Annotated in this window: 15 protein-coding genes and 1 pseudogene; 3 read left to right on the top strand and 13 right to left on the bottom strand. The window is 67.4% G+C overall.

Annotated elements, in window-relative coordinates:
- Window positions 1-72: 72 nt before the first annotated feature.
- Genes GQY20_RS22900 through GQY20_RS22885 form a run of 4 tightly spaced genes read right to left on the bottom strand, consistent with a single transcriptional unit; the run spans window position 73 to window position 4,707 of the window.
- The gene (locus GQY20_RS22900) at window positions 73-1,281 is read right to left on the bottom strand and encodes an ABC transporter permease (RefSeq protein ID WP_157219469.1); all 1,209 of its coding nucleotides are present in this window, start codon (window positions 1,279-1,281) and stop codon (window positions 73-75) included.
- Window positions 1,281-1,997, bottom strand: coding sequence for an ABC transporter ATP-binding protein (locus GQY20_RS22895; protein ID WP_157219468.1), 717 nt, complete (start codon window positions 1,995-1,997; stop codon window positions 1,281-1,283). The genes GQY20_RS22900 and GQY20_RS22895 overlap by 1 nt, the downstream gene beginning before the upstream one ends.
- On the bottom strand, window positions 1,994-3,289 hold the full coding sequence (locus GQY20_RS22890) for an efflux RND transporter periplasmic adaptor subunit (protein WP_157219467.1): 1,296 nt from the start codon (window positions 3,287-3,289) through the stop codon (window positions 1,994-1,996). Before GQY20_RS22890 ends, GQY20_RS22895 begins: the two co-directional genes overlap by 4 nt.
- Window positions 3,286-4,707 (bottom strand): efflux transporter outer membrane subunit, encoded by a 1,422-nt coding sequence (locus GQY20_RS22885; protein ID WP_157219466.1) that lies wholly within the window; start codon window positions 4,705-4,707, stop codon window positions 3,286-3,288. Before GQY20_RS22885 ends, GQY20_RS22890 begins: the two co-directional genes overlap by 4 nt.
- Before the next feature lie 248 nt (window positions 4,708-4,955).
- Between GQY20_RS22885 and GQY20_RS22880 the strand changes: the two genes are divergently transcribed.
- Both GQY20_RS22880 and GQY20_RS22875 read left to right on the top strand, forming a co-directional pair.
- On the top strand, window positions 4,956-5,660 hold the full coding sequence (locus tag GQY20_RS22880) for a response regulator transcription factor (RefSeq protein WP_157219465.1): 705 nt from the start codon (window positions 4,956-4,958) through the stop codon (window positions 5,658-5,660).
- Window positions 5,657-6,931, top strand: a complete 1,275-nt coding sequence (locus GQY20_RS22875) for an ATP-binding protein (protein WP_157219464.1) — start codon at window positions 5,657-5,659, stop codon at window positions 6,929-6,931. The genes GQY20_RS22880 and GQY20_RS22875 overlap by 4 nt, the downstream gene beginning before the upstream one ends.
- Before the next feature lie 29 nt (window positions 6,932-6,960).
- Here the strand turns inward: GQY20_RS22875 and GQY20_RS32660 are convergent.
- Window positions 6,961-7,092, bottom strand: a pseudogene (locus GQY20_RS32660) (IS481 family transposase); the annotation flags it as partial.
- Between the two features lie 439 nt (window positions 7,093-7,531).
- Here GQY20_RS32660 and GQY20_RS22865 point away from each other — a divergent pair.
- Window positions 7,532-7,681, top strand: coding sequence for a hypothetical protein (locus tag GQY20_RS22865; protein WP_157219462.1), 150 nt, complete (start codon window positions 7,532-7,534; stop codon window positions 7,679-7,681).
- Between the two features lie 281 nt (window positions 7,682-7,962).
- Here GQY20_RS22865 and GQY20_RS22860 read toward each other — a convergent pair whose 3' ends face one another.
- From GQY20_RS22860 to GQY20_RS22825, 8 genes are all read right to left on the bottom strand, one after another.
- Window positions 7,963-8,268 (bottom strand): type II toxin-antitoxin system RelE/ParE family toxin, encoded by a 306-nt coding sequence (locus GQY20_RS22860; RefSeq protein WP_157219461.1) that lies wholly within the window; start codon window positions 8,266-8,268, stop codon window positions 7,963-7,965.
- Between the two features lie 2 nt (window positions 8,269-8,270).
- On the bottom strand, window positions 8,271-8,528 hold the full coding sequence (locus tag GQY20_RS22855) for a type II toxin-antitoxin system ParD family antitoxin (RefSeq protein WP_157219607.1): 258 nt from the start codon (window positions 8,526-8,528) through the stop codon (window positions 8,271-8,273).
- A gap of 436 nt (window positions 8,529-8,964) precedes the next feature.
- Window positions 8,965-9,351 carry a type II toxin-antitoxin system VapC family toxin gene (locus tag GQY20_RS22850; RefSeq protein ID WP_157219460.1) on the bottom strand — a complete coding sequence of 129 codons (387 nt, stop codon included), beginning with the start codon at window positions 9,349-9,351 and terminating at the stop codon, window positions 8,965-8,967.
- Window positions 9,348-9,581: a type II toxin-antitoxin system Phd/YefM family antitoxin gene (locus GQY20_RS22845; RefSeq protein WP_157219459.1), complete on the bottom strand. Its 234-nt coding sequence runs from the start codon at window positions 9,579-9,581 to the stop codon at window positions 9,348-9,350. Before GQY20_RS22845 ends, GQY20_RS22850 begins: the two co-directional genes overlap by 4 nt.
- Window positions 9,582-9,650: 69 nt before the next feature.
- Window positions 9,651-9,887: a hypothetical protein gene (locus GQY20_RS22840; RefSeq protein WP_157219458.1), complete on the bottom strand. Its 237-nt coding sequence runs from the start codon at window positions 9,885-9,887 to the stop codon at window positions 9,651-9,653.
- Window positions 9,884-11,170: a purine-cytosine permease family protein gene (locus GQY20_RS22835; RefSeq protein WP_157219457.1), complete on the bottom strand. Its 1,287-nt coding sequence runs from the start codon at window positions 11,168-11,170 to the stop codon at window positions 9,884-9,886. Before GQY20_RS22835 ends, GQY20_RS22840 begins: the two co-directional genes overlap by 4 nt.
- On the bottom strand, window positions 11,167-12,279 hold the full coding sequence (locus GQY20_RS22830) for a DUF917 domain-containing protein (RefSeq protein ID WP_157219456.1): 1,113 nt from the start codon (window positions 12,277-12,279) through the stop codon (window positions 11,167-11,169). Before GQY20_RS22830 ends, GQY20_RS22835 begins: the two co-directional genes overlap by 4 nt.
- On the bottom strand, window positions 12,272-13,891 hold the full coding sequence (locus tag GQY20_RS22825; RefSeq protein WP_157219455.1) for a hydantoinase/oxoprolinase N-terminal domain-containing protein: 1,620 nt from the start codon (window positions 13,889-13,891) through the stop codon (window positions 12,272-12,274). The genes GQY20_RS22830 and GQY20_RS22825 overlap by 8 nt, the downstream gene beginning before the upstream one ends.
- Window positions 13,892-14,079: the final 188 nt, after the last annotated feature.

Below are 14,079 nucleotides of genomic sequence, written 5' to 3'. Positions count from 1 at the left end.
GATCGCCTTCATCCGCACCCGCCCCAGCGAGACGTGGATCACCACCCCCATTTGCGAGGCGGCCTCCCCTCCTCACTCGTGGCGCAGCGCGTCGATCGGGTTGAGCGAGGCGGCGCGGCGGGCAGGGAAATAGCCGAAGATCACGCCGATCGCCGCCGATATGGCGAAGGCGATCAGGTTGATCTGCGGCAGCCACAGGAACGGCACGTGCATCAGCGCCGACAGGCCGGCGCAGGCGAACAGCGCGATCAGCAGGCCGACGAGCCCGCCCAGCGAGGAGAGCACCACCGCCTCGACCAGGAATTGCAGAAGCACTTCGCGCGCCACAGCGCCGATGGCGAGGCGGATGCCGATCTCGCGCGTCCGCTCCGTCACCGAGACGAGCATGATGTTCATGATGCCGATCCCGCCGACCAGCAGCGAAATGGCGGCGACCGCGGTCACGATCCGGGTCAGCGTGTTGGTCGCGCCGGCCAGCGTGTCGGAGATCTGCTTGGTGTCGAAGATGTTGAAATCGTCTTCCTTGTCCGCCCCGATCTTGCGCCGCTCGCGCATCAGCGCGGTGATCGCGTCCTGGATCGCCTTGCTGTCGTAGCGGGGGTCGACCGCGACCATGATCGTCTGCACGTTCCGGTTGCCGGTCAGCCGACGCTGCACCGCCTTGTAGGGCATCAGCACGGTGTTGTCATTGTCCTGGCCGAAGCCGCTCTGGCCGCGCGTCGCGAGCAGGCCGATCACTTCGCAGCTTATGTCGCCCAGCCGGACGCGGGTGCCGATCGGCTCCTCGGCATGGTAGAGGTTGGTGCGCACCGTGTTGCCGATCAGGCAGACCGATTTGCCGGCTATCTCCTCGGCGGGGGTGAAGCCGCGCCCGTCGACGATCTTCCATTGCTGCCCGACCAGGAAATCGCTGCTGGTGCCGTTCACCGAAACCGACCAGTTGGCCGAGTTGCGGATCGCGGTCACCGTCGTCTGCACCTGCGGCGCGGTCGCCGTGATGCCGCCGATCTGGGTGCGGATCGCCTCGACATCCTCGGGCTTGAACGGCTGCGGCGCGGCGCCGCCGCCACCGCGGCCAAAGCCCTGACCCGGCATTATGGTGAGCAGGTTGGAGCCGAGGCTGGCGATCTGCGCCTGCACCGATCGCGTCGCGGCGTCGCCCAAGGTCACCATCGTCACCACCGCGGCGACGCCGATCACCACGCCCAGCACGGTGAGGAAGGAGCGCAGCACGTGCCGCCGTATCTCGCGCAGCGACAGGATGATGGTGGTGAAGAGCATCAGGCCGGCGCCCCCGCACCGGCGCCCCGCTCGATGCGGTCGACCAGCCCGTCCTTGAAATGGACGATGGTGTGGGCGAACCCCGCCATGTCCGGCTCGTGCGTCACCATCAGCACGGTGATCCCGCTCGACCGGTTGAGGTCGGTCAACAATTCCATGATCTCGATCGAGCGCTGGCTGTCGAGATTGCCGGTCGGCTCATCCGCCAGCAGCACGTCGGGATGGGTGACGATCGCGCGCGCGATGGCGACGCGCTGCTGCTGGCCGCCGGAAAGCTCGGCCGGCGTGTGCGTCGCCCAGGGCGCCAGCCCGACCCGCTCGAGCGCATCCATGCCGAGCTCGCGCCGCCGCTTGCGCGGCTCGCCGCGATAGACCAGCGGCAACTCGACATTCTCCAGCGCCGAGGTCCGCGCGAGCAGGTTGAAGCCCTGGAAGACGAAGCCGAGATAGCGCCGCCGCAAGAGCGAGCGCTCGTCCGCGTCCAGCCCCTCCACCGGCACGCCGCGGAACCGGAAGGTGCCGCCGCTCGGCACGTCGAGGCATCCGAGGATGTTCATCATCGTCGACTTGCCCGATCCGGAAGGCCCCATCACCGCCACGAAATCGCCCGCCGCAATGTCGAGATCGATGCCCTTCAGCGCATCGAACGCATTGGCGCCGCGGCCATAGCGCTTGGTCACGCCGCTCAGCGCGATAAGCGGCTCGGCAGGGGTCATTGCGCGGCCGCGGCCAGCTTGCCGGTGACGACGCGCATGCCGCTCCGCAAGCCCTTGCCGGTCACCTCGGTATTGGTGCCGTCGGTATCGCCGACAGTCACCTGCAGCGCGCTCAGCGTGCCGTCCGCGCCCTGCACCCACAGTTGCTGCTGGCCGCCGCGGCCGATATTCGCGGTCTTCACCTTCTTGTCGCGATCCGGCGGGCCGGGCAGCAGCCCCGAGCCGCCCTTCACGTCCGCCGGCGCGGGGCTGAAGCGCAGCGCCGCATTGGGCACGAGCAACACGCCGCTGCGATGCGCGGTGTGGATCGTCGCGGTGGCGGTCATCCCGGGCTTCAGCAGCAGGTCGGGATTGGCGACCGACAGCACCGCCGTATAGGCGACTACCGTGCTGGTCGACGAGACGGTGGTGCCGGCACTGTTCACCTGCGGCGTCGCGTTCGCGCCGAGATCGACGCGGGTCACCGTCGCCCCGAACACCCGCCCCGGATAGGCATCGACGGTGAAGCTCGCGGCCGCACCCTCGTGCAGCTCGCCGATGTCCGCCTCGTCGACCTTCACCTCGAGCTTCATGCGCGAGAGATCCTCGGCGATGGTGAACAGGGTCGCCACGTTGAACTGCGCGGCGACGGTCTGGCCGGGCTCCACCTGGCGCGAGAGCACGACGCCGTTCACCGGCGCATAGATCGTCCCCTTGGCGAGATTGGTCTGGTTGGTCGACACCTCGGCGCGCGCCTGCGCCACCTGCGCGCGAGCGGCGGCGACATTGGCGACGGCGCGGGCATAGTCGGCGCGCGCGGTGTCGAACTCGGTGCGCGACGGCACCCGCCCGGCCGAGAGGCGCGAGACCTCCTCGTAGCGCGCCAGATTGGCCTTGGTCTGGGAAACCGTCGCCTCATTCTGCTGCACCGTCGCCAGCGCCGCCTCCAGCGACGCCTGGCTCTGCACCAGCGAATCGCGCAGCCGCGACAGATCGAGGCTGGCGAGCGGCTGGCCCTGGCGCACCTTGTCGTTGTTGGCGACATAGACTTTCTCGACGAGGCCGGATTCCTCCGACCCGACGTTCACCTGTTTGGTCGGCGCCAGATTGCCGGTCGCCGAGACGGTCACGTCCAGATCGCCACGCGTCACCTGGGCGGTGGCGAACGCGCTCTGTGGCCGCGGCGCGAGCATGCGCGAGACGATGAAGAGGATCAGCAGCACCGCCACCGCGATGCCGCCCCAGCGGATGAGCCTTTGCCGGCGGGTGCGCGGGGTGCGGCCCAGGAAGCTGTCCATGTCTTGATCGGTCATTGCGCGGGGCCTGCGGTTGCGAGTGAGCCCGACTGCCATCCGCCGCCGAGCGCCAGGTAAAGCTGGACGATGGCGCTCGCCTGATCGGCCTGCGCCGAGGCCAGCGTATCGCGTGCCGAGAGCAGCGACTGCTCGCTCTGCAGCAGGGTGAGGAAATCGGTGAGGCCGGACTGATATTGGCTGCGCGCCAGCTCGGCCGCCGCCTGCGCGGCATTGCGCGCATCGGCCAGCGAAGCCTGGCGCGTCCTGGCGGCGTTCAGCGCCTGCAGCGCATTCTCGACATCCTCCAGCCCGGTCAGCACCGTCGACTTGTAGGTGGCGAACGCCTCATCCGCCGACGCCCGCGCCGAACGTACCTGCGAGCGCAGCCGGCCACCGTCGAAGATCGTCTGGGCCAGACTCGCGAACAGCGTGCTGGTGATCAGGCTGCCGAGATCGCCGACATGCGACGCGGCTGAATCGAGGCTCCCAGTCAGGGTCAACGCCGGATAGAGTTGCGCCTCGGCCACGCCGATCCGCGCCGTCGCCGCGGCGAGCTGGCGCTCGGCGGAGCGCACGTCCGGCCGCTGGCGCAGCGTGTCGGCCGGCACGCCGACCGCGATCGCTGCCGGCCCCGCCGGGATCGGCGCCGCGGCGGCGAGCGCGGCATCGACGGCGCCGGGCGCCCGACCGGTTAGCACCGCGAGGCGATTGACCGCACTGCGGAAATTCGTCTCGATCGTCGGGATGGTGGCTGCCGTCTGGTCCCGCTGCGCGCGGGCCTGCTCCCGGTCGGTGGCGGAGACCAGCCCCGCCTGGACGCGCCAGCTCGCGATCCGCAGATTGTCGTCCTCGGTGGCCAGCGTGTCGCGCGCGATTGCCAGCCGCGCCTGGGCCAGCCGGGCGGCGACATAGTTGGTCGCCACCTCGCCCGCCGTCGCCATGCGCACTGCCGCGAGGTCGAAGCTCGCCGCGTCCAGGCTGGCGCGTGACGCCTCCACCGACCGACGGTTGCCGCCGAACAGGTCGGCCTGCCACGAGGCGTCGAGCCCGAGCGAGAGCTGGGTGCCATTGGTGGTCAGCGTCGCGGCGCGATGGCGCTCGGTATCGTTGCGGGTAACACCGGCCGATCCGCTGAGCGTCGGAAACAGGCTCGCCCGCGACTGGACCAGCGCCTCGCGCGCCTCGCGCAGCCGCGCCTCGGAGACCTTGATGTCGAGATTCCTCGCCGTCGCCTGCGCGATCAGGTCGGTGAGCAGCGGATCGTCGAAGCGCGTCCACCAGCTCGACAGATCCTCCGCCTGCGCCGCCGGCGCTGCCAGCACATAACGCGACGGCACATCGAGCGCGGCCGTGGCAGGCGGCCGATAGTCCGGCCCCACCGCGCAGCCGCCGAGCAGCGACGCCATGGCCACAGCGGCACCCACGCGAATTTTCATAACGAGAGACTCATTAAGCCCTCCCCTTCAGGGGAGGAGTGAAAGAAGTCGACCTCGATGCAACGCCCAGCCTAACCAAAGGCAACGAACGTCGCCCCCCGCGCCCGAGGCACAAGAACAATCCCAGTCCCATGCCCCACGCTCTACCAGCCCCGGCGCGTGAAGGGGTAAGGCGATCGCAAGCAATGTGTAAAGGTTTCGAAAAGATGGGATGACAGGCCCGCCGCCGGCCTCCATGCTCCCGCATCATGACGGACAATGCGGGCCCGCATGTGCTCGTCGTCGATGACGATATCGAGCTGACAGCCATGCTGCGCGACTATCTGGAGGCCGAGGGCTTCCGGATCGATGCGCTGTTCAACGGCGCGGATGCCGTCCCCGCCGCGATCTCCGGGGGCTATGACGCGGTGATCCTCGACGTGATGCTTCCGCGCCTGTGCGGCATCGAGGCGCTGCGCCGGATCCGCGAGAAGAGCGCCATCCCGGTGATCATGCTCACCGCCAGGGGTGACGATATCGACCGCGTCATCGGGCTGGAGCTCGGCGCCGACGACTATGTGCCCAAGCCCTATTTCCCGCGCGAGCTGGTGGCGCGCCTGCGCGCCGTGCTGCGCCGCCATCCCGCCGCGGCCGCCGCCGATCCGCCCCCTCTGCTTCGGCTCGGCGGCCTCGACGTCGATATCGCCGCGCGCCGAGTGCAGCATGGCGGCCGCCGGGTCGATCTCACCGCCTCGGAGTTCAACCTGCTCGTCGCGCTCATCCAGGCGGCCGGCAAGGTCGCGTCCAAGGATGCACTCTCGCAGACTGTGCTCGGCCGGCCCCATGCCAGCTACGATCGCAGCATCGACGTGCATGTCAGCAACCTGCGGCAGAAGCTCGCCGCCGCGCTGGGGAGCGACATCGAGATCGAGACGGTGCGCGGCATCGGCTACCGCATCGGGCGGCTGCCGTGACGGGGCGGCTCTTCTGGAAGATCCTGCTCGGCTTCTGGCTGACCTTCTTCTGTATGATCGAGGGGCTGTGGCTGCTGTTCGTGCTGGAGCGCGGCTCGCCCTCGCCCGACAAATGGATCGCAGAGCGCGTCTCCGCCTCGATCTTCGCCCTGCTCGCCGAGGATGTCGCGCGCGGTGGCCCCGCCGCCTTCGCCGCGGCGCGCGCCCGCCTGCCCGCCGTCGACCGCGATCCGATCGCGCTCGTGCCGGCCGGCCGCGCCGCCGCCGCCCCGCCCGGCTCCGGCCTGCTCGCCCGCGACGTTCGCGGCCCGGACAGCCGCGCCTGGCGGATCACCTATCGCTATGCCGAGACCGATCATGGCGGCCCGCTGCACATCCCACCGCCGATCCTGATCGCTGGCGGCACGGCCGGCTTCTTCTTCAGCCTCATCCTCGCCTGGTATCTGGCGCGGCCGATCAAGCTCCTGCGCAACGGCTTCGACCGGCTGGCGCAGGGCGACCTCGCCGTCCGGTTGCAGGGTGAGGTCGGCCGGCGGCGCGACGAGATCGCCGATCTCGCCCGAGATTTCGACGCGATGGCGATCCGCCTGCAGCAGCTCGTCACCGCGCGCGACCGCCTGCTACACGACGTCTCGCACGAGCTGCGCTCCCCGCTCGCCCGCCTGCAGCTCGCCATCGGCCTCGCGCGCCAGGACGAAAGCCGCCTCGAACGCTCGCTCGGCCGCATCGAGCAGGAGGCGATCCGCCTCGAGGCGATGGTGCGCGAGCTGCTCGTCCTCGCCCGCGTCGAGAGCGGCGCCGATCCCGGCGAGGATTATTTCGATCCGATCGCCGTTATCGAGGAGCTGGCCGGCGACGCCGCCTTCGAGGCGCAGGCCTGCGGCATCGCCTTCGCCGCCACCCTCCCCGCTCTGCCCGAGGACGCCCGCCCCAGCCTGCGCGGCAGCGCGGCCCTGTTCCGCCGCGCGATCGAGAATATCGTCCGCAACGCCCTGCGCTTCGCCCCGCCCGCCAGCCAGGTGACCCTCGCCGCCGCGCTCGACGCCGCCGGCGGCACCTATCGCATCACGGTCAGCGACCAAGGCCCCGGCGTTGCCACGGCGGACCTCGGCACCCTCTTCGACCCCTTCGTGCGCGGCGACCCCTCCGGCATCGGCCTCGGCCTCGCCATCGCCCGCCGCGCGGTGGTGGCGCATGGTGGGACGATCGAGGCGGGCAATCTGGCAGAGGGTGGGTTCAGGGTGGTTGTTATGGTCCCAGCCGCACGGTGACCTTCATCACCTTCATCTTTTCCCCGAAGGACGTGTCGGCGCAGTTCGTTCATCGGGTCGTAACGGAAGGCTTTGACGGGCGCTTCGTTGATAGTGCAGCCTATACGTTCAGCCTGGCCGTTGCTTCGAGCGTGATAGGGCCTGGTCAACCTATGTTCGGTTCGGCGTTTGCGGGCGGCTCGGAAGATTTATATCTGAGCGTGAAGCGGCGGCTGGCACCGGTCCATGCCAGGGATTGGCGCTGCAGGCTCCAAACCGGCCTTGGCCGCAAGGCCGGTGCAAAGTCGAATGCCGTAAAGCGCGCTGACGCTGCCGAGACTATGGCTATCGCGGCCGACGCACAGCCGCCTGCGCTCGAGGCGGCTGTGCCGGTAGAATCGACGGCTCAGGCCGATGGATCCGCCAGAGATGCGATCGGCGACGTGCAGCCGACACGCCCGGGCAGGACGTTGTCGATCTCGGTCTGAGGCGGGCACGCGGCGCGATTTCCGATCATGCAATCGGGACGGATCGTTGCGATCTGCTCAGTTGCAGGCCGACCAATGCAGCGGCAATCGTTCGGCAGAAGCGGGATGCGCGGGGCCGAGCGAGGAGGTCTCTATGCGCATTGTCTGCTGGCGGGGCCTGCATCGGGCCGATCGCAAGCACGCCCGCTTCGACGGCTATGTCTACCGTAGCCGCTGTCGTCGCTACGGCCGGCGGATGATCCGCGAGCCGGCTGGCTGGATGGCGGTGCCGTGCCAAGATTGATGGCAGCCGGTCCGGGTTGGGGGAACACGTCTCGCTGACGCGGCGCACTGGACGGCTACCGGCGAACGCCGAACCTGTCGCTTCCGCGACCGAAGCGCATGCCCCCGATACCCAAGCGGAGTACACCGGGGCGCATTACGCGATCGCGGCTGATTAGCAGCATGGCTGGGGCCGCTATGGCGGTCCCGGTCTGTTGTTTCGGAACCGAATGGCACGGCCGCGCTCGCCGGGCCGTAGCCCGGCTCGCTTGGGGTCGAGAAATATAGGGAGTGGCGGGTGCGTTACTCTTCGCCCAGCAGCGTCTCGAAATCCTGGCCGCCGTAATAGAAGCCGATCACCACGACCGCCGCATCCTCCACCATGAAGGCGATTGTCACGCGGCGGCGGTGCGCCAGCGTGCGCAGTCCAGGCCGGATATCGTCGCGCGGCGTGCCGATCCCGGGATGATCGGCGAGCGGAGCCAGATGATCGAGGATGCCATCGGTGAAGCGCCGGGCGATAAGCGCCGAGGCGGCTTGGGCGATATAGTCGTAGATCGCGTTGAGCTGGTCGCGCGCCTCGGGCGTGACGACGATCCGATAGGCCATGCTCAGCCCCGCTCGGCCAGCCCGGCTTTCACCTCGTCCAGCGACAGGCCGCGCCGCGGATCAGCCTTATAGGCATGATAGGAGGGCAGGGCGACGCCCCGCAGCCAGTCGTCCATGGCGCGCTCGCGCGCTTGCAGGGCGCGCAGGCCATCGCGGATCACCTCGCTCTCGCTGGCATATTCGCCCGAAGCGACCTTGGCGCGCACCTGCGCCGCCATCTCGTTGGGCAGCGTCACGCTGAATTGCTGAGTCGAGCGCATCATCTCTTCCTTTCGTGAGTAGGATTTAATCCTATCAAGCCGGGCTTTCAACCATAACGCGACCTTGCCGGCTCTCTTGCCGCAGACGATGGGGTGCTGTGGTCGCGCGAGAGCAAGACCGGTCCGCGCGATGTGATATCGGGGGCCGTAACCCGACGCTTTCTGCGATCGCAGCGGGCCAGACTGTCGACGCGCGCCCGCTCCAGCGGGACATCCCTATTCCCGGCCGAGGAGGGCAGAAGTACGAAGCGGTACGATCCGGGTGGCTTGAATTGCGGAAGGAGGCCTGCCTGCTCGCGATCCTTGCGCATCCATGATCTTCGCCATAGCTGTGCGAGCCATGCCATCATGTCGGGCGAAACGCTGTTTTCGACATCCCGGCTGCTAGCCCACCCTCCTTCTTCGTCAGCAGCTACCCCGAGCACAGGTGACGGTCTCACCAAATACGGCTGACACCGAACGCATCGAATAGCGCCTCGTTTGAGGCCAAGGGGCAGTTCTCAACGAGAGCCTGTGCGATGAGAAAGCGATTGAAAGGATCTTTGTGAGCGATCTGGAGATTGCCTGCCATGGCTGCGTGCGCGATCGAGATCGGCATCTCCTCGAAGCCCTGGTCGCGCAGATACTCTGATAGGTTGGTCGCGAGCAGTGCGGCGTCGGGGAGCTTACCCAGGCGATGCTTGGTACTGATTTCCATCGCTGACGCGGCGCTGACGAATACCCGCGTTTCCTCATCCTCGATCAGCGCGCGGGCTTCACGCCCAAGCGCCTCGTCGCCGGCAAGCCACCAGATGAGTGCATGCGTGTCGAGGAGAATGTTCATTCGCCCTGCCAGGCCTCAAGATCGTCATCGGACAGCGGCTCGTCGAACCGGCCATCGACAGCGATCTTCCCTTTCAGCGCACCAAAGCGACGCTTGCCCGGCGCCGTGACGGGCACCAGGCGCACGGCGGGAACAGTACCGCGAGCGATCACGACCTCACCCCCAGCGATCACCTCCGCAATCAACTTCGACAGGTTGGTTTTCGCCTCGTGAACAGTGACGACAGTCATGCCCGAACTCCTTAGCTAACATATTAGCTAAGTCACAGATCAAGTAAATGCGTTGAGGGAGCCTTTTCCTCAACCCGTGGATCGCGCAGCATTCTCCAGCGCGGCGATCCGCTCCGCCGCTATCTCACCAACCGTATGGCCGAGCGCCTCGACCCGCGCACCCATGGGCGCGACCGTTGTGGAGGCTGAGTGATGCCGGATCATGGCGTACTTTCTCGGGTGAGCGGTGCCGATGATGGCGGCGCGCGAATAGCCCGTGATCAGATCATGAACATCGGCCGCGGTGAAGCGGTTGAAAGACGTCACTGGACAACGGCAACCGAAGGTGCGCGCGGGTCTACCCATCGCGAGATTGTCCAATATCCCAAGCCTGCAGCCAGCGTGGCGTCGAGTGCCGGAACCGACGTGACCGTCCATCCCGTGTAGGCGCCCAGCGCGGCTACACCGGCCGAGCCAAGCCAGACGATAATCGCCGCCCAACGCATTACCCGCGCGTCCGGATCGATCTCCTTCGCTCGCTTGCCGCGGAAGCGCGTGAAGCCATCGATCACATAGATCGCCGCGATCGGCGGGATGATCAAACCCAGAAACAGGGCGAAAGGGATAAAAGCTTCAAGGATCCCGACTAACGCAAGCAGCGTCCCTATCACGCCTCCGATGACCGTAAACATCCACTCCCGCACGGCGGGAAAGGTCGTGCTAAGCGAAAGGCTGGCGGAATACAGGTTCGACGCGTTGAGCGACCAGGTCGGCAACACCAGCAGGAACAGCAGCGGCGTGCCGAAGCTGAGCGAACCCACCAGCTTCATCAGGCTCGTCTCGCCGGTGGCGAGCGCGGGAATCGCGGCCGCCGTCATCATCGCCGGGATCGCCACTGGAAAGGACATCGCCATCGCAACGACCGCTCCGCCCGGCGAGCGGACGAAGCGGGTCAAGTCGGGCATGGTCGCGACCGCGATCATATAGGCGCCCAGCAGCGCCGACACGGCTATTCCGAACCGCATCGGTTCGGGTGGGTGAGGCGCCGGCGCCGTGAAAAGACCGTGGGTGCGCAGCGTTACGATTAGGACGGCGGCCAGGATGAAGCCGATGATCGGCACCGCGAACAGCGCCAGGCGGGAGAGCGAGCGGAAGCCGACGATCGTCGATACTGTCATGAGCACGCCGCCGAACAAGACATAGACTGCCGTGCCGCCAGGCAAGCCGTTGATCGCCGCAGCGGTCTGGATCGCCTCACCGAAAAACGACGCATTGACGCCGAACCAGCAGAAACTGATGAACGCCATCACAGTGTTGATGAGCGCGGCGCCGCCCGATCCGAACGATCGGCGCGTGAGCAGATAGGTGAGCAGGCGCGAGCGCACGCTGACGATCGCGGTCAGGCACCCGCCGATGCACAAGATCACGCCGGCCAGCAGCGCGGCCAGCGCGGCCTTCCACAATCCCAGCGCCAGCGCATTGTGGGCTCCGTTGAGGAAGTCAGGCAAGCCGATGGAAAAGCTGGCGACGATCAGGCCCACGCGCCAGCCCGGTACGGTGACGCCTTCCGGAACGGGCGAATGCGCATATTGGTCGCCGGCGTCGTTCACGGTGCCGTCCAACCGTTGAGTTGCTCGACGGGACAGTAATCCATGTCCATCCCGAAGGCGTGCGGTCCGACAAAGGTCAGGGCATGCGCTGTCCGCAACACCGCCGGCGCCGCTGCGGCGACCACCCTCACCCGCTGCCCGTACTTCAAACGCTCGGTCGTAATACTATCGGCCGTTTCGATATCCATCACGGTGATCAAGTCGGGCACCATGGCTCGTACCGTCTCGCCGTCGGTTGCCAGCAAATTTTCGTTCTGGAAGGTGACCGTCATCTGCTGTTCGCGTCCAAAAGCTTCCACGACAATCCGACCGATGGAGAAGCCGTCGCGCGTCTCGCGCTCCAGGTCGACGATCTTGCCGTCGAACAAAGCGCCCGCGAAAGGATAGAGCTCGGTCGCGCGTAGCGCCGCATAAAGCGCCCCGAACAGGTCAGCATCGGCGTCCCGCGCCTCGCGCACCGCACGGCCGATCGCGATCGCGGCCGACAGGCTGCCGGCAATGGCGTGCCGTTTGGCCTGCGCCCCGCTCAGCGGATATTCCACCATATGGGCGATGCCGCCCAGCGCGATCGAGAGTCCCCTTGCCATCCGCTCGTGCGCCAGATTGTCGGACGTTTCCAGCACCGCCAGATCGCCGTTCGACGAGGTGACGACCGAGGGACAGCTGGACAGGCCGTGAATGTTGAGGATCGCCATCTGCGATTCGGGGAACGCCCGGCCCATCCCGTCCGCGTCGAGCACCGGCACGCCGAGCTGGGACGCAGCGAGCAACGGCGCCAGACCGTTGCTGCCCCCGATCTCGATCGGCATCAACGCGTCGATGGGCCTCCCGAAAATGGCCTCCAGCCGCCGCAGCCCGGCAACCGCCTCTGCTCCGTTCGGCAGCTTCTCCAGCGATACTGTCGGCGCACCCACCCAGCCGCACGGCGCCACCAGCGCATCGTCGGCAAGCATGTCCGCCGCAATCACCCTGAATGCGCCGCGTCGCTCGATCTCGGCATGGGCAAGCAATTGTCCGTAATAGGGATCGCCGCCCCCGCCCGAGCCAAGGAAGGCCGCGCCGCGCGCCAGATCGTCGAGCGTGACCCGATCGATGAGAGTTTCAGACATAGAATTGTTCCCGCACTTCGGCCGAGTTCGCACCCGTGGCAAGCACCAGATCGCCGACGGCCTTGATTCGCACCTGCGCAGACCGGCCGGGCAGGTAGCTCAGGAAGACTTCGTCGATGTCCACGATCAGCATTGTTTCCGGCACACCGCCCCCGGCGACCACCCTGGCACCGGCCTCGTCGCACAGCCTCGCCAGTGCCACTTCGCGCGGCTCGACATCATAGTCGACGACCTGGTCGACCTGCGCACCGACCTGGGCGATCGCCGCGCCCACGGCGTTGGCCACGGCGGCATGAGGCGGGCGCTCGACACGCGATGCGCCACCCAGTCGATCGGGGACGAGGAATGCGCCGCCACCCACCGCGATCACCACCGCGTCGCCCCGCACGGTCTTCATGCGATCGACGCCCTCTTCGATCATCGCGCGCGCTCGGCTCAGCACCGTCTCGATCGCCATCGGCGAGAGAGTCGGCAGCGCGGCGGCGTCGCCGATCTGCACCATGCCGGCGGCGACCGCGATATCGCTGGCGGTGAGCGTTCGGCCGCCGAACACGCGCGCTTCTTCCGTAAGACGGAAGCCCACCGAATCCGGGCCAAGCCGCAGCGCATGTTCGGGCAGCGCGTCGGCGGCATATAATGACCGATCAAGATGCACGCACGTCCCGCCCCCCAGTCCGACCGCCAACACGTCGGGCATCCGGAAGTTTGTGCGAACACCGCCGATGTCGACCGCCGCCGATGATTCACGCGGGAATCCGTCGGCAAGCACGCCGACGTCGGTGGTCGTGCCGCCCACGTCGAGCACGATCGCGTTTTCTACGCCAGTGAGAAATGCTGCACCGCGCATGCTGTTGGTCGGTCCGGAGCCGATCGTCAGCACCGGATAGGTGGCCGCTTGCTTCGCCGAAATGAGCGTGCCGTCATTTTGCGAGATGAACAGCGGGGCGGCGATACCCATCTCGGCGATCGCGCGTTCCAGGGCGACGATGACGTGCGATCCCAATGACGATAAAGCGGCGTTGAGCACGACCGCATTCTCCCGTTCGATCAGGCCGATCCGCCCGACTTCATGGGACAGGCTGATCCTGGCCTCGGGATGCACCTGCCGCACGATCTCGGCGGCGCGCAACTCCATCGTCGCGTTGATCGGCGCGAAGGCGCTGACGATTGCCACGGAATCCACGCCGCTCGTGCGCAACTCGGCAACGGCGGCGGCAACGCGCCCCGCATCGAACGGCGCGATCTCGCGGCCATCGACTTCATAGCCCCCCGGCAACAGGAATATGGGACCGCCAACCCGTTCGACCAGTGCCTGAGGCCAGCCGGTGAGCGGCGGAAGCGCCTCGCCCGACGGGCTCGCCAGCCGCAGGATACCGACACGGCTCAGCCGGCTGCGTTCGACCAGGGCGTTCGTGAAATGGGTAGTGCCGATCATCACCGCCCGGATCGCATCGCTATCGACACATCCGCTGCGCAGCACTTCCCGAACCGCAGCCGAAACGCCGGCGCCCACGTCCGCAGTCGTGGGCTGCTTGGTCCAGGCGAGGATTTCATGCCCGTCCATCAGCACGGCGTCAGTGTTGGTGCCGCCGACATCCACTCCGATCCGCACAGAAGCCCCCTCCGCTTATCTCGCCGGCCTTTGGGTTAGGTGGCGCGATCACGTGCGCGCAACGGGCAAGAAGGGGTGGTCGGGGTGGTTCGCGGGTAACGGCCATGCGCAATCGGGTAATGCCCGTGCCGCATCTTTCAGCTTCGCGCCGACACGGCTACCCGCCGTCGCCGATACATTACCCGCCA

This window comes from Flavisphingomonas formosensis (assembly GCF_009755815.1).
Lineage (GTDB): Bacteria > Pseudomonadota > Alphaproteobacteria > Sphingomonadales > Sphingomonadaceae > Flavisphingomonas > Flavisphingomonas formosensis.
This window is presented reverse-complemented; position numbering and strand designations above follow the sequence as displayed.

Bases quoted from the DNA above. Each gene is read 5' to 3' on its own strand.
- GQY20_RS22845 (WP_157219459.1), bottom strand. From the start codon at position 9,581: ATGACTGTCGTCACTGTTCACGAGGCGAAAACCAACCTGTCGAAGTTG.
- GQY20_RS22860 (WP_157219461.1), bottom strand. From the start codon at position 8,268: ATGGCCTATCGGATCGTCGTCACGCCCGAGGCGCGCGACCAGCTCAAC.
- GQY20_RS22865 (WP_157219462.1), top strand. From the start codon at position 7,532: ATGCGCATTGTCTGCTGGCGGGGCCTGCATCGGGCCGATCGCAAGCAC.
- GQY20_RS22850 (WP_157219460.1), bottom strand. From the start codon at position 9,351: ATGAACATTCTCCTCGACACGCATGCACTCATCTGGTGGCTTGCCGGC.
- GQY20_RS22900 (WP_157219469.1), bottom strand. From the start codon at position 1,281: ATGCTCTTCACCACCATCATCCTGTCGCTGCGCGAGATACGGCGGCAC.
- GQY20_RS22855 (WP_157219607.1), bottom strand. From the start codon at position 8,528: ATGCGCTCGACTCAGCAATTCAGCGTGACGCTGCCCAACGAGATGGCG.
- GQY20_RS22895 (WP_157219468.1), bottom strand. From the start codon at position 1,997: ATGACCCCTGCCGAGCCGCTTATCGCGCTGAGCGGCGTGACCAAGCGC.
- GQY20_RS22890 (WP_157219467.1), bottom strand. From the start codon at position 3,289: ATGACCGATCAAGACATGGACAGCTTCCTGGGCCGCACCCCGCGCACC.
- GQY20_RS22885 (WP_157219466.1), bottom strand. From the start codon at position 4,707: ATGAAAATTCGCGTGGGTGCCGCTGTGGCCATGGCGTCGCTGCTCGGC.
- GQY20_RS22830 (WP_157219456.1), bottom strand. From the start codon at position 12,279: ATGTCTGAAACTCTCATCGATCGGGTCACGCTCGACGATCTGGCGCGC.
- GQY20_RS22880 (WP_157219465.1), top strand. From the start codon at position 4,956: ATGACGGACAATGCGGGCCCGCATGTGCTCGTCGTCGATGACGATATC.